This window comes from Mesorhizobium sp. M4A.F.Ca.ET.022.05.2.1 (assembly GCF_003998845.1).
Lineage (GTDB): Bacteria > Pseudomonadota > Alphaproteobacteria > Rhizobiales > Rhizobiaceae > Mesorhizobium.
The window spans coordinates 1-17,054 of sequence record NZ_RZOJ01000043.1; the positions used below are offsets into that span (position 1 = coordinate 1).

Genomic DNA, 17,054 nt, shown 5'->3' on the forward strand with positions numbered 1-17,054 from the left:
GCACCAGCACGCGGATGCCGTTCTCCAGCACCGCGGGCTTGTAGGAAGAGGCAGCCGTCTGCCCCTTCACCACCGGGTCGGCCTCGGTGATGGCCAGCGTCACCTGATCGGGCAGCGAAATGCCGATCGGCCGTTCCTCGTAGAGCTGGACCGTCACCATCATGCCGTCCTGCAGGAAGGCGGCGCGATCGCCGACGAAATCCTTCGCCAGTTCGAGCTGCTCGTAGCTTTCGGTGTCCATAAACACCAGCGCATCGCCCTGCTCATAGAGGAAGGAAAAATCCTTCAGATCGAGCCGGATCTGCTCGACGGTCTCGGCCGAGCGAAAACGCTCGTTGAGCTTGGTGCCGTTGATGAGGTTCTTCAGCTCGACCTGGTTGTAGGCGCCGCCCTTGCCGGGCTTGACGGTGTTGGTCTTGACCGCGACCCAAAGTCCGCCATCGTGCTCGATGACGGTGCCGGGACGGATTTCGTTGCCATTGATCTTGGCCATGATGATGCTGGTCCGGAGTGAGGAAGCCGCCGCGACGGCGATTTGGCGCCTCCAAGACCACAAATCGTCCGGAGAGGCAAGGAGGGAGCAGCGCGACGCAGCGCCGCCGCCCTGCGCCTCTTGCCCTCAAGGCAAACGGTTCGCCTTCTGCAGCGCCTGCTTGGTCTGGCCGTCGTCGAGGCCCTGGAGGAAATCATCCATTTCGGGATCGATAAGTCCGGCGCGACGGGCAACGATATACCAGGCGGCCGCGAGGATCAGGTCCGGTTCGGTGCCGATGCCTTCCATGTAGAGCTTGGCGAGGCGATTCTGGGCGGCGACGTTACCGCCCTCGGCCGCCTGTTTCATCCAGCCGAAGCCGGACTTCAGGTCGCGGTCGCCGCCGCGCCCCTCGATCATCCATGTGGCGAGATCGACCTGCGCCGTATCGTAGTTCTGCCTGGCGGCCTGCGCCAGCAGCCGACGCGCCTGGGCATCGTCGCGCGGCTTGCCGCCGGCGCCATTGGCGTAGATCTGCGCCATCGCATATTGCGCGTCGGCCAGTCCGGTGGCGGCGGCGCGCTCGTAATAGGTGGCAGCCTTGGCGATGCCGGCGTCGCCCGGATCCTGCTGGACAAGCAATTGCGCGAAATTGAACTGCGCCAGGCGGTTGCCGGCCTCCGCGGCGGCCTGCATCAGCGCATACGCCGCCTTCTCGTCCTTCTTGACGTAGCGGCCGTCGAGCAGCATCAGCGCGTACTGGAATTGCGATTCCGGCACGCCCTGCTCGGCGGCGAGCGCGTACCATTTCGCGGCCTCCGCGGCGTTGAGCGGTACGCCGAGCCCGCGCGACAGGATCTCCGCCACCAGGGTCTGGGCGGCGGGGTCCCCGTTCTGGGCGCGCACCAAGGCGAGATTGTAGGCGGTCTTGTAGAGGCCACGCTGAAAGGCGCCATAGGCCGAATCCGACGGTTTGGCGCCGAAGCGATCGGGATTAATGGCGTCCGCCGAAGGCAATGGGGCCGTGGTGGCGGGCTGCGGCAGCGGCGTGGCGATCGGCTTATCGACACGCACGCCGGTTGTTGGCGCACCTGTGGCGGGCGCATTTGCAGCCGGCGCGCTTGCGTCCGGTACGCCCGCATCCGGTCGGGGCTGCGGCAGCGGAACGGTCTGCGCCGCCGCCGCCGCCTCGGTCAAAAGGGCCGCGGCCAGAACCGCGAGGGGAAGCAAAGACCGGCGCACGTCAATCCTCGAAGCGCGGTGCGGTCTCGTCGAGCAGCGCATTGGCGGCGGCGATCGCCCCCCTGGGGTCGATCCCGTCGGCGAAGACGGCGCTGGACAGCGCCACGAATTCGGCGCCGGTGGCGGCCACCGCCTCGACCGATGCGAGATCGGATCCGGCCATGACGATGCACGGGATCTGGATCATCTCGGCCCACCATTGGCCAAGAGACAGGTTGCGCGGATGCGGCTCCGGCTTGTTGTCGTAACCGAAGCGGCCGAAGAAAATGTAGTCGGGCCGCGCCTCGCCGAGCGCCAGCGCATCGTCGCGGGTCTTGGCGCCACCGACGCCGACCATCATCCTTCCCTGGAAGTGTTCGATGGTCTCGGCGAGCTCCTGGCTGGAGACCTCGACATGGATGCCGTCGGCCTGGACGCGGCCGGCGATGCGGGTATCGCCGGCGATGACGACCGCGATGCCTGCCGCCTGCGCCGTGGGCACGATCCTTTCGGCGAAGGCCTGGAAGGCGACGTCATCCATGCCGTTTTCCGGCAGGATGAGCGAGGCGACGTCACCGCCCTCGAAGGCCGCGGCAATACGCTCGCCCGGCGCGTCTTTCGGCGCGATCAGCACGATACGGCAGCGATTGGGCGGCGTGGCGTCGTTCATTGGTCATCGATCCCGGTTTTCGCCTATGCCGGGCGAAGATGGTTGCATTGCGGCATAGAGCAAAGCGCCCGGTTTGAACAGGCGGGCAAGCGGGATCATGATATCAGAGCTAACCGGGTCGGGCGGGACCGCCGCCCAGCCGAGACGGCAGGACGGCCGTCGCGGTCCTTCACTCGGCCGCTTGTGGGCTCGGCACCTTGGGCTTCCAAAGCGTCCAGCCGAGGGTCATGCCAGCGGCGGCGATCAGGATGGCGGCGGCGCCGAGGATCTGCGCGGGGTGCAGACGGTGGCCGAAGGCGCCGACGTCGACGAGGATCGCCACCACCGGATAGACGAAAGAGAGCGCGCCCTGCAGGTGTGTCGGCAGCTTCTGGATGGCGCCATACATCAATATGTACATCAGACCGGTGTGGACGACGCCGAGCGTCGCCAGCATCACCCAGCTCCGGGCGTCGGCGGGGAGGTGGGAAAGATTGGCGAAGGGCGCCAGCATGACAGCGCCGACGCAGACCTGGATGAGCGCGATCAGGTGCGGCGGCGTGCCCTTGAGCGTCTTGGTGACGATTGCCGCCACGGCCCAGAAGAAGGCCGCCCCCAGCGCCATCACGATCCCGGTGAAATAGTCGGTGCCGACATCGCCGGCATCGGGCCTGGTCTGTACGATCAGCAGCATGCCGGCGAAGGCGATGGCGAGCCAGGCCAGCTTGGTCAGGGTCAGGCGTTCGCCAAGGAAGAGCGCCCCGAAGCCAACCAGCATGAAGGGCTGGGTGTTGTACACGGCGGTGGCGATCGAGATCGAGGCGCGGGGAAAGGCGCTGAACAGCAGCAGCCAATTGATGACGATGGCAGCGCCGCCGAGAACGGCAAGCCCAGCGACGCGCGGCGTCAATGTCCCGCGCAGCAGGCCGAGCGCCGCGCAGATGACGAGCAGCGTCGCCGCGCCGAAGGCGCATCGCCAGAACACCACATCAATGGCAGGCTGGCCAGAAAGCACGACGAACCAACCGATCGTGCCGAGGATCGCCATTGCCGCGGTCATTTCGACCGTGCCGTGCAGAGTATTGTTCATGAGGCAGCCTCTAGATCTTTATGGCTGCATGATCTCAAGCTCCGACGGCCATTTCCATGCCGACAGAAAGATGGTATGCCGTATTGACCTAATTAAATAAGGCAAAACCACTCTTCATCGTGGAATGTGGAAATGCTCGACGATCTTGACAGGCACCTTCTCGACATCCTCGTCCGGGATTCCAGAACGTCGCTGAAAGATCTGGCGCAGCAAGTCGGCATGTCGTCACCGAGCGTTTCGGAGCGGCTGCGGCGGCTGGAGGAGCGCGGCGTCATCCGCGCCTTCACCATCGAGGTCGATCCGGAAGCGCTCGGCTACCCGCTGCAGGCGATCGTGCGCATCCGGCCGCTGCCGGGCAAATTGCACATCGTGCAGAAGCTGATCGAGGAGACGCCCGAATTCGGCGAATGCGACAAGGTGACGGGCGACGACTGCTTCGTCGCGCGGCTGTTCGTGCGCTCGATCGGCGAGCTCGATCGGCTTCTCGACCGGATCGCCGACAAGGCGGAGACGAGCACCGCCATCATCAAGGCGCAGCCGATCCGCCGCCGCCCGCCGCCGCTGGGCGTCTAGCTATTTCAGAAAAGCCGTGAGCGGTTCTCCGTCCGGAATTGCGTAAAAGCAATTCGGCGTTTCCGTGAAACGGTGAACCGCTCTTGAGGTCACCCGTCCGGCAGGCCGAAGACGGCGCACGATCTGGCGATTCCGCGCAATTGATGTTCGCCCAGCGCGACCACGGGCGTTGATGTTTCCGCCGCGACAGCGCCCGAGATCAGCACGCTCCGTCCAAGCGGCCGGCACAGGCCTTCGAGCCTGCTGACGAGATTCACGGCCGGGCCGATCGCGGTGAAATCGAGCCGGTCGGCTGTGCCGATATTGCCCCAGACCATGTCGCCCAGATGCAGCGCCATGCCGAACTGCAGTTCGGGCATGCCCTGTCTGGCACGGTCCTGATTGAGCTGCGCCATTCCCGCCCGCGCCGCTCCGATCGCGCGCAACGCTGCCTCGCAAGCCACTGAAGCCGAGCGCTCGCCGACAGGAAAGATCGCCAGCACCCCATCGCCGATGAATTTCAGCACCTCGCCGCCGAAAGCGTGAACGGCACCAGCGATGCGGTCGAAGCTAGCGTTGAGCGCCGCCACGACCTGTTCGGCGTCCGTCTCCTCCGACAGGGCGGTAAAGTCGCGCAAATCGCTGTAGAGCAGGACGGCACGGATCGTCTCACCAACCTCGCGCCGAGAACGGCCGGCCAACACCTGCGCCGCGCTTCGCTGCCCAAGATAGGCCTCAAGCAGGGCCGACAGCGCCGACCTGGCAGCGAGAGCGGCAAGTGGCGCGGCGGCGAAGCGTGCCACCTGGTCCAGTGTATTCGATTCGTGCTCCGCGAGAGGGCGGACCGCGACCCAATTCAGTTTTGGACTCTCGGATTGCGTATCCTGACGCTCAGGCCCGACCGTGTAATTGTGCACGACACCCGTTCCCAGTCCCGCCAGCCATTCGCGTCCGAGATCGCCCTCCCCGGTTCCAGGCGTCGTGCCGGCGCCAAAACCCAGCGCCTCCATGACGACGCCTGTCTCGGCCCGCCACAGCCAGGCGCGGCGCGTTATGATCGGATGCGGCGCGGCGAGCGTCAGGGATCCACCGGCGAGCGGCAGCCCATCGTCAACCAGTCGCGCGCCGAGCGTGGCCAGAAAAGCATCCGGTTGGACGGCGCTGCCGGCGCGGTCGACCAACCAGGCGAGAGTTGAAGAAAGCCGCATCGACACGATCATGCTTCGGCGTTCCGTCGCTGTCACCAGCGCGAAACAACCCGAGGAGTTTTTTGTTGAAAGGAAGGGCGATTTAGCTTCGAATCGAATGCGCTGGTCCGGCGCCGTGTGTCGGGCGAGCCGTGTTGCGGCGCGCACACCCGGGAGATTTCGATGGCTGAACCCTTGATCGTTCGTCGTGAGGTGCAGATCGCGGCGCCGCCGGCGACGGTTTTCGCCTTCCTGACAGATCCCGACAAGATCGTGCGCTGGATGGGAACGGAGGCAACGGCGGAACCCAACCCCGGCGGTCTTTACTTGCTGAATTTGGCAGGAAGGGCCACGGCACGCGGCCAATTCACCGAGGTCGTACCCGTCCACCGCCTTGCCTACAGCTTCGGCTGGGAGGGCAACGACCAGACTCCGCCGGGTTCGAGCCTTGTTGAAATCGACCTGGTCGAAGAGTCCGGCGGAACGCGGGTCAAGCTCACCCATAGCGGCCTTGCCGACCGAGAGATTTGCGACAGCCATGAGAAGGGCTGGACGCACTATCTGGGCCGGCTCGCAATCACCGCCGCCGGCGGCGACCCGGGACCTGACAAGATGTAGGCTGCGGCCGCGATTACCGACAGCCACGACACCAACCGCTAGAGCTCCAGCTTGTAGCCGATGTGGCTCGCCTTGAAGCCGAGCCGTTCATAGAAGCGGTGCGCATCCGCCCGGCTCTTGTTGGTCGTCAACTGGACGACCCTGCAGCCGCGCTTGCGGCATTCCCCGATCGCCCATTCGAGCAGGAGCTGCCCGAGCCGCTCGCCGCGCCGGTCTGCGGCGACGCGGACGGCCTCAATCTGGCCGCGCCATGCGCCCCGCAGCGACAGGCCGGCGAGATAGGAGATCTGCAGCGTGCCGATGACGCGGCCATCATCCGTCATGACGGCCAGGAACTGGTTGGGGTCGGCGTCGACAGCCGCGAAGGCGTCCCGATAGGATTTGGCCAGCGGTTGGCTGGCGTCCTCCCGACCGCGACCCAGTGGATCGTCCGCGAGCATGGTGACGATGGCCGGGAGATCGGCTTCCTCGGCGCGGCGGATGCGGATTTCGCTCATTGTCAAACCTCATGCACGGGTCCGGCGACCTTATGCATGGGCCATGCGCTTGCCGCAAATCCGCAAAAGCTGTGTTACGGACAGTTGATCGCGCAGGCGGCTGCCAGAGCACATTGGCTATCGCGATATACCGCTTTCTGGTCTATTGCAGGGCTCCCGCCATCCTCCAGCCGCTCTCACCCCATGTCAGGCCTGCTCAGCGATCCGTGGTTCTATGCCGCCGCCATTCCGGCGGTCATTCTCGTCGGCCTGTCGAAAGGCGGCTTCGGCGGCGCCGTCGGCTTCGTCGGCGTGCCGCTGATGGCGCTGGCCATGCCGCCGGTGCAGGCGGCCGCCATCCTGCTGCCGATCCTGTGCCTGATGGACATCGTCTCGGTCTGGACGTGGTGGGGCGTCTACGATCGCAAGATGCTGGTCGACATGATGCCGGGCGCGGTGATCGGCATCGGCCTCGGCTGGCTGACGGCGGCGCTGGTCACCGAGGAGATGGTGCGACTGATCGTCGGCGCGGTCGCGCTGATCTTCGTGCTGCGCTGGCTCTACCTGCAGTTCCGCCACGGCGCCGACCATGCAGCTGCGCCCAACCGCGTGGCGGCTGCCTTCTGGGGCACCGTCGCCGGCTTCACAAGCTTCGTCGCCCATGTCGGCGGCCCGCCCTTCCAGGTCTATGCCCTGCCGATCCGGCTCGACCCGAAAGTGCTGTCTGGCACATCGGCGATCTTCTTCGCCGCCACCAATGCGCTGAAGCTGATCCCCTACTTCGCGCTCGGCCAGTTCGACACCACCAACCTGACGGCGTCCGCCGTGCTGATGCCGCTGGCGCCGCTGGCGACCATCGCCGGCGCCTGGCTGGTGCGGCGCATGCGGCCGGAGATCTTCTATCCCTTCACCTACGCGACCGTCGCGATCGTTGCGGTCAAGCTGCTCTGGGACGGGATCGCCGGCCTGATATAGGCGGCGAGAATATCCGGCCGCCCTCGCCAATTGCGCTGTCAGGCGGCGCTTTCCACCAGCCGGCGGCCGCCGCCAAAGGCCAGCGTGGCGCCTGCCGCAACCACCAGCGCCATGCCGGCGAGGATGGCGATGTCGTGCACGGTCGGCTTGAGCACCATGTCGGCGATGATCACCAGCATCACCGAATAGTCGAAGCGGGCGGCGCCCATGACGCGCTGGCCCACGGCAAGGACGGCCGGAGTCACGCCATCCTTCGCGATCATGTCGGCCATGCGGTCGGCGCTCGGCTTGAACACGAGCATGCCGATCGCGAAGGTCGTGGCGTAACCGGCAAGGCCGATCAGGATCCAAAGGTCGGAAAAGCCAACCCAGAAAGCGCACATGATGAGGCCGAACAGCAGCGTCAGCATCGACATCGGCGCGAAGTAGCGGTTGCCCAACTGCCCGGTGGCGCGCATCGCCTGCAGCTTGCCCTCGACATTGCCGGCGCGCTCGGCAAGCAGTCCAAGCAGGAACAGCGCGAAACCGCCGCCGACCCACAGAGTGGCCGAGACGACGTGGAGAAACTTGACAATCGAATACCAGTCCATGGGTTCGCTCCTGGCGATTTGCGGTCGAGCGGATTTGCCCGCCGGTTCAGAGGAGCGGGCGTTTAGCGTGGCGCCTGTTTCGGAACGATGTCGCGTGGGAGGCGGGCTTGTTTCGGCACCGGCATTCGCAGCCGTGCGGCGGACCATGGCCCGAACCACATTGCCGGGGCCGATTCGGCATCACGGCGGCTGTCCTGTTACGGCACAGAAGCGGCGCGCCTGGTAAAAAAATCTCGGCGCCGTTAAGACTTCATTAAGCTTTACAGGCGTTTACTATGCGCATCCAGTGATCTGGATTCTTACCGAGTGGTTGGAGCCACTTTGTTTGACGCCTCCCTGTTAAACTCCTGAGAGCCGCCTTATCCGCGGCTCTTTTTTTGTCCGCGGGAACCGTCGGCCGGGCCGTTAACCCTTCGTTAAACATGTGCTTGCCTTCACCGGCGGCGAAGCGCATTTTCAAGCTCAGTCGTTTTAGGGTGCAGGGCGTTACGGCAAGAATGCCGATTCGGCTTGCGGCAGTGCAGGGGCGTAGCGATGAACGAGCCTTCCAAGGGAAGCGCGAAAACCATCAAATTGGCGGAGCGCCGGGTTTTCTCCCAATCCTTCAAGCCGCTCTATCAGGAGGGCATGGGCCTCGTCGAACAGGCCGCCGAATATCTCGACGGCAAGGGCCGGGCCGAGGCCAAGAAGTTGTCGCGGACGGCTGCGACGCTCTATGCGGCCGAATCGATGCGGCTGACCACCAGGCTGATGCAGGTTGCCTCCTGGCTGCTGCTGCAGCGCGCCGCCAATTCCGGCGAGATGACCCGCGACCAGGTCGCCTCGGAAAAGTCCAAGGTACGGCTCGACACCGCGTCCGCGCATGACGAGGCGATCGGCTGGAACGAACTGCCGAAGGAATTTCTCGACCTCGTCACCCGCTCGCTGCGCCTGCAGGCGCTGGTACGCCGCATGGACGAGGAGATCTACGGCAGTGCGCTGGCCGACATGCCGCCAGCCGCCCGCCGCGTCAATCCGGTCTCCGACCAGATCAGCCTGCTGAACACGGCCTTCGCCCGCGGCTGATCCGGCAGCTTGATAATTCGCTCTGATGGCCATCCAGCGCCGTTTTCTGCGCTTCCCTACAGCGCCGCGCGTCCTTTCGGACGCGCAAAGGACGCTGTAGCGCTTCTTGATTTTGCGCGCAGCTCACTGCACTTGAGTACGCTTCGCTCCGGTTCTCGAAAGCAACGCAATATGGCTCATCAGACCAAATTCTGAAGCTGCCTGTCCCTGCCTGAGCCGTTTCTGGTTTGTTCACATTTTGCTGGCATCGCCCTGCGTTGGAGGTAGACTCGGCGCATGGGGGAAGCGATTCGCATCATCGGCATCGATCCGGGGCTGAGGCGCACCGGCTGGGGCATCGTCGAGAGCCTCGGCAATTCGTTGCGCTTCGTCGGCTCCGGCACGGTGCGTTCCGACGACAAGGCGGCGCTCGCGATCAGGCTCTGCCAACTGCATGATGGGTTGGTCGAGGTGCTGCATCAAGCTATGCCGCATGAGGCCGCGGTCGAGCAGACCTTCGTCAACAAGGATGCGACGGCGACGTTGAAGCTCGGCCAGGCGCGCGGCATCGCCATGCTGGTGCCGGCGCGCGCCGGGCTGGTGGTCGCCGAATATGCCCCCAACGCCGTCAAGAAAGCGGTGATCGGCGTCGGCCACGGCGACAAGAAGCAGATCCACATGATGGTCAAGGTGCTGATGCCGAAAGCGGTGTTCGACACCGATGACGCAGCCGATGCGCTTGCCATCGCCATCTGCCACGCGCATCACCGGCAAAGCGCCGCCTACCGGATTGCAGCGCTGGCGTAAGGGGACAGCGATGATAGGCAAACTGAAGGGCACGCTGGACGAGATCGACGAGGATTTCTGCCTCGTCGACGTGCATGGCGTCGGTTATGTCGCCCATTGCTCGGCGCGCACGCTGGCCTCCCTGCCGTCGCCCGGCGAGGCGGTGGTGCTGTTCATCGAGACCTATGTGCGCGAGGACATGATCCGGCTCTACGGTTTCCAGTCGGCGCTTGAGCGCGAATGGTTTCGGCTCCTGATGAACAATGTGCAGGGCGTCGGCGCCAAGGTGGCGCTGGCCATCCTCTCGACGCTGGCGCCGGCCGACCTCGCCAACGCGATCGCCTTGCGCGACATCGCCATGGTGTCGCGCGCGCCGGGTGTCGGCAAGAAGGTGGCCGAGCGCATCGTCACCGAATTGAAGGCCAAGGCGCCGGCCTATGCGGGCGCCGCCTCGGGCACGATCGGGCTGAAGCAGGAGCTCGGCGAGGGCGTGGCGCCGGCGCCGATCACCGACGCCGTCTCGGCGCTGGTCAATCTCGGCTATTCGCGCGACATCGCGGCCAACGCGGTTTCGGCGGCGCTGAAGGCGGCGGGCGAAGGCGCCGACGCCTCGAAGTTGATCCGTTTCGGGCTGAAGGAACTGGCGCGGTGAGCCTATGAAACTCAGTGGCTGGATTGACTTCCAGAGTGGTTTGGTTTTCTAGTGCGGTCCGTTTTTGCATCAGTAATCGACATGCGCCATTTCGCGACCAATATCGAAGGGAATTCAGGATCGGTTCTGGCCGAGTCTGAACGTCGCGCGCGCCTGCGGCATTGTCGAAGATAGCTTTATACAGCAATCCACTCGTCAGGCCGCTTCATTTGGAGCGGCCTTTTTATTTGGAGCGGGTAATGTTCCCGGTAATCGAAACCGTAAGCGATGTTCTGCCGCACATTCAGGGCAACATCGGCTTCTTTCTGACCCGCTTCGATGACTATGATGTCATCGACTATGGATTTGTGGGCGACGATACTTTTCGCAGCCCGATGACGCTCGAATGCCGTGGCTTGAAGTTCGCCAAGGACGGGCGCCTCATTGCCCGCCCGTTTCACAAATTTTTCAACCTTGGTGAGAGACAGCGCCCGGAAGACGTCGACTGGACGGTGCCGCATGTCGTTTTGTCGAAGCTCGATGGCTCGATGGTTCATCCGTGTGTCGTTCGTGATGAACTCGTGTTCATGACTCGGATGGGCGTCACGGCACAATCGACCGCCGCGTTGGCGCACGCTGGTGAGAATATTCGCAAGCTTTCGAAATGGGCCGTCGATGCAGGCATGACGGTGCTTTTTGAGTTCACGTCCCCCGAAAACAGGGTCGTCATCGCGTATAATCGGCCGTCGCTGACGCTTCTGGCCGCACGCGACAACCGGACCGGTCTCTATTCTACCTATCAGGAGCTTCAATCGCTGGCCGCCGAATTCGACGTGCCGCTGATCCAGTCGGTTCAGATGACGAGCTCGACAAGGGATTTCGTTACGATTGCCCGAAGCCAAGAGGGTATCGAAGGCTATGTCATTGCTTTCGATGACGGTCAGAGGTTCAAGCTCAAGACCGCATTCTACGCATTGCGGCATAAGGCGCTGTCTGGCCTTGCTCATGAAAAAAACATCCTCGCATGGGTAGCAGAGGGTGCTGTGGACGACGTGGTCCCGCTGCTCGCGGCTGACCTTGCCGAGGAACTGAAGGCCTATCAGTCTGTGGTGGTCAACGGGCTCAACAGACACCTTGGCGATCTTGCCGCTTTTGTTACCGGGCACTCGGGCCGGGAGCGGAAGGAATTCGCAGCGGCAGTCAGCTCCAATCTCGATAAGAGACTCCAGGGGGCGGCTTTTGCCATGTTCGATGGAAAAGACGGCAGCGAAGTGCTTAGGAAACAACTACTGTGGGCCAGCTACGGTGAGTCGCGGCTCGAGAGCATTCGTGATCTCTACGGCATGTCATGGAAGTCTCCTGCTATGACCGTCGAAGTGGGTTAATGAGATACCTTTGGCGATGCCCCCAGCAAGGACGAGGATGGATTTGTGAACGACCGCCTCATTGCTCCCGACAAGCGCGGCGAGGATGCCGACCAGAGCTTGCGGCCGCAGTCGCTCGACGAGTTCGTCGGCCAGGCGGCGGTCAGGGCCAATCTCAAGGTCTTCGTCGACGCCGCCAAGGGACGCGGCGAGGCGCTCGACCATGTGCTGTTCGTCGGACCGCCTGGCCTCGGCAAGACGACGCTGGCGCAGATCATGGCGCGCGAGCTCGGCGTCAACTTCCGCTCAACGTCGGGGCCGGTCATCGCCAAGGCCGGCGATCTCGCCGCGCTTCTCACCAATCTCGAAGACCGTGACGTGCTGTTCATCGACGAGATCCATCGCCTCAATCCGGCGGTGGAGGAAATCCTCTATCCGGCAATGGAGGATTTCCAGCTCGACCTGATCATCGGCGAGGGACCGGCCGCGCGTTCGGTCAAAATCGACCTCGCCCGTTTCACGTTGGTCGCCGCCACCACACGGCTCGGGCTTTTGACCAATCCGTTGCGCGACCGTTTCGGCATTCCGGTGCGGCTCAATTTCTACACGGTCGAGGAGCTGGAGCAGATCGTGCGCCGTGGCGCGCGCATCCTTTCGATGCCGCTCGGCGACGATGGCGCGCTGGAGATCGCCAGGCGGGCGCGCGGCACGCCGCGCATCGCCGGCCGGCTGCTGCGCCGGGTGCGCGATTTCGCCAGCGTTGCCGGCGATGGCCATGTCGACCGCCGCATCGCCGATGAGGCGCTAACCAGGCTGGAGGTCGACGGGCTCGGTCTCGACGCGCTCGACCGCCGATACCTGTCGATGATTGCCCGCAACTTCGGCGGCGGCCCGGTCGGCATCGAGACCATCGCGGCTGGGCTCTCCGAGCCGCGCGACGCCATCGAGGACATCATCGAACCTTATCTGATCCAGCAGGGCTTCATCCAGCGTACGCCGCGCGGGCGCGTGCTGACCGCCAATGCCTGGCGCCATCTCGGCCTCGACGCGCCAAAGGATCTGGCGCAGCAGCAGATCAGCCTGTTCCAGGAGGAGTAACGCAGATTTGTTCCCCACTTGCGCGGGGAACGGCCTGTCTGCGCAAAATCTGCTCGCCGCGGCCAAGCTGAAGACGCAATTGCCGCCTCTAGCTTGACGCAATTGCCATACCAAGGGCCGGGCGGACCTATGATCACCAGACGTGGCTTCCTGCGCCTCATCGGCGGCTCGTTCCTGTCGATGGTGTCGCTCAGCGCCTATGCGGTCGGCATCGAGCCGATGCTTCTGACACATGTGAAGCGCTATTCGCTGATGCCACCGCACTGGCCGGCGGGCCTCAAGCTGCGTGTCGTTGCGCTCGCCGACATCCATGCCTGCCGTCCCTGGATGACGCCGGAGCGGATCGCCTCGCTTGCCGCCGAGGCAAACGCCTTGCGTCCGGATCTCATCGTCCTGCTCGGCGACTATGTCGCCGGCATGCGCCTGGTAACGGACGAGGTGCCCGCTTCGGAATGGGCCTCGGCCCTGTCCGGCCTGAAAGCGCCGCTCGGCGTCAAGGCGATCCTCGGCAATCACGACTGGTGGCACGATCCTGTTGCGCAAAGGGCGGGGGCCGGACCAACCGAGGCGCGCAAGGCACTCGAGGGCGCCGGCATCACGGTGCTGGAAAACGATGCCTTGCGCCTGGAAAAGGACGGACACGGCTTCTGGCTGGCAGGCCTCGCGGACCAGCTAGCGTTGCTGCCGGGCGACGGCCGCGACGAGCCCAGGGGCCTCGACGACCTCGATGGCACGCTGGCCAAGGTGAGCGATAGCGCTCCCACAATCCTGCTCGCCCATGAGCCTGATATCTTCCCGAAAGTGCCGTGGCGGGTTTCGCTGACGCTGTCCGGCCACACCCATGGCGGGCAGGTGCGGCTGTTCGGCTATTCGCCGGTCGTGCCTTCGCGCTACGGCAATCGCTACGCCTATGGCCATGTCGTCGAAAACGATCGAAACCTGATTGTGTCCGGCGGACTCGGCTTCAGCATCATGCCGGTGCGTTTTGGCATGCGCCCGGAAATCCTGCAGATCGATCTCGGGTCCGCCTGAACCGCCCGCTTCAGTGAAGCGACCTGATCGCGTTGATTACGTCAGGCTCGGCCTTGTCGCCGTCGAAAGCGTCGACAATGCCGAAGGCACCGCCATAGCCCCACACCGACCAGGAGAAGCCGTGCGCCTCGGCGCGCCCAATCATCTGACTGACATAGGCGGCGCGGTATTCGGCGGGCATCACATAGGCGTTGCCGTATTCCTGGCGGATCATCCCGAATTCGCCGAGCGTGATGTTTTCCGGTCTTATCCCGTTGGCTTTCGCCCACGCTTCGACCGTCTTGAACGGCGCATCCATGATGCCGAGCAGCTTGTCGTCGCTGTCCATGCTGGCGACCTGCTCGTCGAGATAGGCAAGCATGCCGCTCCGGCGCGTCCAGGGCGCCTCGGCCCTGATCCGGGCACGGATCGTGTCCAGCGCCACATCGAGCTGCCCCTGCGGCACGGCTGTCAGCGGAAAGGGCAGGCCGGTGACATAGCGGATGAAGTCGCCGGCCCAGGTCGCGCCCTGATGGGTGAGCAGGAACGGATCGTAGGAATGGAAGGACCAGATGATGTTATCGTCGGCGATCAGCTTCGGGTCGATCCTGGCCAGCGACGCGGCGTTGGAGTAGCAGGCGCCGGTGAGGATCAGCGTCAACCTGGTGGCCGAGGAGCGCGCCGCCGCGAATAGCTTCTTCTGGCGCTCCGGCCAGAGATTTGTGCCGTCGCCGTCGCAGTCGACGATCGGCTCGTTCATCGGCTCGAAAGCGACCTGGCCCGGATCCTCGTTTGACAGCGTGCGCGCCATCTTGCGCACCATATCGACATAGGCGTCGAAGGTCCCGGGGTCGTCCATCACCTCGCCCATGCCGATCTTGCGGTTGCCGCCGGCGGGGATCAGATGCATGTCAACGATCACCTTCAGCCCGGCGCGGTTGATCATGCGCGCCGAGTCCAGCACGCTGGCGTAAAGGTCGTCGCGCAGCGCAAGTGTCTCTTCGGACAGGAAGGGCGAGGGGTCGACCGGCATGCGCAGGAAATCGAAGCCGGCATCCTTGAGCGCCTTGAGGTCATCCTCCTTGAGGAACTTTCGCCATTCCGGATAGGGCAGGATGGCGTTCGGGTCGTTCCATTTCTCCTCGCCGGTCCAGGTCGTCCACTGGTCGAGATTGAGGCCGCGCTTCATCGAGAACGTCGCGGCATAGGTGGGCAATGCCAAAGCCCCAAGAGCCAGCAGTGCCGCCATCAAGGTCTTGATCATCGCGCCCAACAGTGCCATCCGGTTCCAGCGCCGCAACACCTGCCTGCTCGGGCCAGAAAAGGAAAGCGCGATGGACGATCATGGTGAATCGGCGGCGCTCGGCGCGGGGCTTTCCGGCGCGCTGACGGAATTCGGCCATCGGCTGATGGCGCGGGTCTACTATGCCGATACCGATTTCTCCGGCGTCGTCTACCACGCCCGCTATCTCGAATTCTTCGAGCGCGGCCGCTCCGATTATCTGAGGCTCGCCGGCGTTCATCATACCGAGCTTGCCGACGGCAAGCATGGCGAACGCATCGTCTGGGTGGTCAGGCGCATGGAGATAGACTTCAAGAGTCCCGCCCGCATGGACGACATCCTGACCATCGAGACGCGCACCGAGGATATTTCCGGCGCCCGCATCTTCATGGCGCAGCAGCTGAAGCGCGGCGACGAGGTGCTGGTCGAGGCGAAGGTCGGGGCGGCGATCATCGGCGAGAACGGCCGGCCGAGGCGCTTTCCGAGGGAGTGGGTCGCAGCGTTTATGCCAAAGGCAAGCGACTGATATTTCGGCCCTCGGCGACCTCCGCAGCCATTTGATCGACAGATGCGAGCAGCGACCCTGCGATATGGGGCGCGGCAATGCGCCGCGCTTCATATCATAACCCATCCTTAACCATAACGGTTCATGAAGAGATTGGTGAAGATTGGCGGAATCCGAACGCCTTCCTTTCACCAATATTTGCCCCGAAAAGGCCGCGAAACGGTGCATTCGGGGTGATCCCGCAAGCTTCAAGCTCGCGCGAACGGACCACAAGGGATGCCCATGGGCCCAGCCGCCAGCGACGCCCGGAAAATCTAAGGACGTAACCATGGAAAACATCGCACTCGCCGAACCGGGCGCGCATTTATCGATTTGGGCGCTGTTCATGCAGGCCAGCTGGGTCGTCAAGCTGGTCATGATCGGCCTGCTCTGCGCCTCGATCTGGACCTGGGCGATCATCGTCGACAAGCTCGTCGCCTATGGCCGCATGCGGCTGGCGCTGAACCGCTTCGAGCAGGTGTTCTGGTCGGGCCAGTCGCTGGAAGAGCTCTACCGTACGCTCGCCGACCGCAAGACCACCGGCATGGGCGCGATCTTCGTCGCCGCCATGCGCGAATGGAAGAAGAGCTTCGAGAAGGGAGCGAAATCGCCGCTCGGCCTGCAGACCCGCATAGACAAGGCGATGGACCTGGCGCTGACGCGCGAGATGGAGCGGCTGGAGGGACGGCTCGGCTTCCTCGCCACCACCGGTTCGGCCGCGCCCTTCATCGGCCTTTTCGGGACCGTCATCGGTATCATGACCTCGTTCCAGGCCATTGCCGCTTCGAAGAATACCAGCCTGTCGGTGGTCGCGCCCGGCATCGCCGAGGCGCTGCTCGCCACCGCCATCGGCCTGCTCGCGGCCATCCCGGCTGTCATCGCCTACAACAAGCTGTCATCAGACGCGAACAAGATCGCCGTGCGCATGGAAGGGTTCTCGGATGAGTTCTCCGCCATACTCTCGCGGCAAATCGATGAAAAAGTCGCGCAGAAGGCCTGAGGTACGATCATGGGTATGTCCGTAGGCATGGCGGGACGCGGCGGGCGCGGCCACAGGCGGCGCGGCCGCCATCACGGTCTGATGTCGGAAATCAACGTCACGCCGATGGTCGACGTGATGCTGGTGCTTTTGATCATCTTCATGGTCGCGGCGCCGCTCCTGACGGTCGGCGTGCCGATCGACCTGCCGGATACGCAGGCCAAGGCGATGAATGTCGATACGCAGCCGATCACCGTCTCGATCAACGCCTCCGGCCAGATCTACCTGCAGGAAACCGAGATCCCGATCGAGGAGCTGGTGGCCAAGCTGCAGGCGATCTCCAAGACCGGCTATGACGAGCGCATCTTCATCCGCGGCGACAAGCTGACAGACTACGGCACCGCCATGAAGGTGATGGCCCGCATTTCTGCGGCCGGATACAAGAACATCGGCCTGGTTTCGCTGCAGGAACAGGATCAGTAGAA

General features: G+C 64.1%; 20 protein-coding genes. 12 read left to right on the plus strand and 8 right to left on the minus strand.

Features of this window, described 5'->3' with window-relative positions:
* The 4 genes from efp to EN745_RS07715 form a co-directional block, all read right to left on the minus strand.
* Positions 1–493 (minus strand): elongation factor P (gene efp / locus EN745_RS07700; RefSeq protein WP_127420919.1); only part of this gene is annotated, 493 nt, incomplete at its 3' end.
* A 126-nt stretch (positions 494–619) separates the two neighbouring features.
* Positions 620–1,714 carry a tetratricopeptide repeat protein gene (locus tag EN745_RS07705; protein WP_127420920.1) on the minus strand — a complete coding sequence of 365 codons (1,095 nt, stop codon included), beginning with the start codon at positions 1,712–1,714 and terminating at the stop codon, positions 620–622.
* Between the two features lies 1 nt (position 1,715).
* The gene (locus tag EN745_RS07710) at positions 1,716–2,363 is read right to left on the minus strand and encodes a thiamine phosphate synthase (RefSeq protein WP_127420921.1); all 648 of its coding nucleotides are present in this window, start codon (positions 2,361–2,363) and stop codon (positions 1,716–1,718) included.
* 169 nt (positions 2,364–2,532) lie between these two features.
* Complete coding sequence (locus tag EN745_RS07715; protein ID WP_126057859.1) at positions 2,533–3,432, minus strand: DMT family transporter; 900 nt, start codon at positions 3,430–3,432, stop codon at positions 2,533–2,535.
* A 132-nt stretch (positions 3,433–3,564) separates the two neighbouring features.
* Between EN745_RS07715 and EN745_RS07720 the strand changes: the two genes are divergently transcribed.
* Positions 3,565–4,005: an Lrp/AsnC family transcriptional regulator gene (locus EN745_RS07720; RefSeq protein ID WP_126057860.1), complete on the plus strand. Its 441-nt coding sequence runs from the start codon at positions 3,565–3,567 to the stop codon at positions 4,003–4,005.
* Between the two features lie 89 nt (positions 4,006–4,094).
* Here EN745_RS07720 and EN745_RS07725 read toward each other — a convergent pair whose 3' ends face one another.
* On the minus strand, positions 4,095–5,192 hold the full coding sequence (locus EN745_RS07725) for an adenylate/guanylate cyclase domain-containing protein (RefSeq protein WP_126059328.1): 1,098 nt from the start codon (positions 5,190–5,192) through the stop codon (positions 4,095–4,097).
* A gap of 162 nt (positions 5,193–5,354) precedes the next feature.
* Between EN745_RS07725 and EN745_RS07730 the strand changes: the two genes are divergently transcribed.
* A complete protein-coding gene (locus tag EN745_RS07730) occupies positions 5,355–5,789 on the plus strand; it encodes an SRPBCC domain-containing protein (protein WP_126057861.1) in 435 nt (144 codons plus the stop codon).
* Between the two features lie 38 nt (positions 5,790–5,827).
* Here the strand turns inward: EN745_RS07730 and EN745_RS07735 are convergent, their stop codons facing one another.
* Entirely contained in the window at positions 5,828–6,286 is a 459-nt protein-coding gene (locus tag EN745_RS07735; protein WP_126057862.1) for a GNAT family N-acetyltransferase, read from the minus strand.
* A gap of 183 nt (positions 6,287–6,469) precedes the next feature.
* Here EN745_RS07735 and EN745_RS07740 point away from each other — a divergent pair, with 183 nt between their 5' ends.
* Complete coding sequence (locus EN745_RS07740) at positions 6,470–7,240, plus strand: sulfite exporter TauE/SafE family protein (protein ID WP_126057863.1); 771 nt, start codon at positions 6,470–6,472, stop codon at positions 7,238–7,240.
* 38 nt (positions 7,241–7,278) lie between these two features.
* Here the strand turns inward: EN745_RS07740 and EN745_RS07745 are convergent, their stop codons facing one another.
* Positions 7,279–7,830 (minus strand): DUF2269 family protein, encoded by a 552-nt coding sequence (locus EN745_RS07745; RefSeq protein WP_126057864.1) that lies wholly within the window; start codon positions 7,828–7,830, stop codon positions 7,279–7,281.
* A gap of 534 nt (positions 7,831–8,364) precedes the next feature.
* Between EN745_RS07745 and EN745_RS07750 the strand changes: the two genes are divergently transcribed.
* The 6 genes from EN745_RS07750 to EN745_RS07775 all read left to right on the plus strand — a co-directional run bounded on the left by EN745_RS07750 (position 8,365) and on the right by EN745_RS07775 (position 13,785).
* Complete coding sequence (locus tag EN745_RS07750; protein WP_126057865.1) at positions 8,365–8,895, plus strand: DUF1465 family protein; 531 nt, start codon at positions 8,365–8,367, stop codon at positions 8,893–8,895.
* Positions 8,896–9,171: 276 nt separating this feature from the next.
* Positions 9,172–9,681: a crossover junction endodeoxyribonuclease RuvC gene (gene ruvC, locus EN745_RS07755; protein WP_126057866.1), complete on the plus strand. Its 510-nt coding sequence runs from the start codon at positions 9,172–9,174 to the stop codon at positions 9,679–9,681.
* Between the two features lie 10 nt (positions 9,682–9,691).
* Positions 9,692–10,312 (plus strand): Holliday junction branch migration protein RuvA, encoded by a 621-nt coding sequence (ruvA, locus tag EN745_RS07760; protein ID WP_126057867.1) that lies wholly within the window; start codon positions 9,692–9,694, stop codon positions 10,310–10,312.
* Between the two features lie 239 nt (positions 10,313–10,551).
* Entirely contained in the window at positions 10,552–11,676 is a 1,125-nt protein-coding gene (locus EN745_RS07765) for an RNA ligase (protein WP_127420922.1), read from the plus strand.
* 45 nt (positions 11,677–11,721) lie between these two features.
* A complete protein-coding gene (gene ruvB, locus EN745_RS07770; RefSeq protein WP_126057870.1) occupies positions 11,722–12,753 on the plus strand; it encodes a Holliday junction branch migration DNA helicase RuvB in 1,032 nt (343 codons plus the stop codon).
* 129 nt (positions 12,754–12,882) lie between these two features.
* Positions 12,883–13,785, plus strand: coding sequence for a metallophosphoesterase (locus tag EN745_RS07775; protein WP_126057871.1), 903 nt, complete (start codon positions 12,883–12,885; stop codon positions 13,783–13,785).
* 10 nt (positions 13,786–13,795) lie between these two features.
* On the opposite strand, the gene EN745_RS07780 is transcribed toward EN745_RS07775, so the two are convergent.
* Complete coding sequence (locus EN745_RS07780; RefSeq protein WP_127406688.1) at positions 13,796–15,046, minus strand: cellulase family glycosylhydrolase; 1,251 nt, start codon at positions 15,044–15,046, stop codon at positions 13,796–13,798.
* A gap of 52 nt (positions 15,047–15,098) precedes the next feature.
* On the opposite strand from EN745_RS07780, the gene ybgC reads away from it, so the two are divergent.
* From ybgC to tolR, 3 genes are all read left to right on the plus strand, one after another.
* A complete protein-coding gene (ybgC, locus tag EN745_RS07785; RefSeq protein ID WP_127420923.1) occupies positions 15,099–15,572 on the plus strand; it encodes a tol-pal system-associated acyl-CoA thioesterase in 474 nt (157 codons plus the stop codon).
* 307 nt (positions 15,573–15,879) lie between these two features.
* Entirely contained in the window at positions 15,880–16,590 is a 711-nt protein-coding gene (tolQ, locus tag EN745_RS07790; RefSeq protein ID WP_126057874.1) for a protein TolQ, read from the plus strand.
* A gap of 9 nt (positions 16,591–16,599) precedes the next feature.
* Positions 16,600–17,052, plus strand: a complete 453-nt coding sequence (tolR, locus tag EN745_RS07795) for a protein TolR (RefSeq protein WP_126057875.1) — start codon at positions 16,600–16,602, stop codon at positions 17,050–17,052.
* Positions 17,053–17,054: the final 2 nt, after the last annotated feature.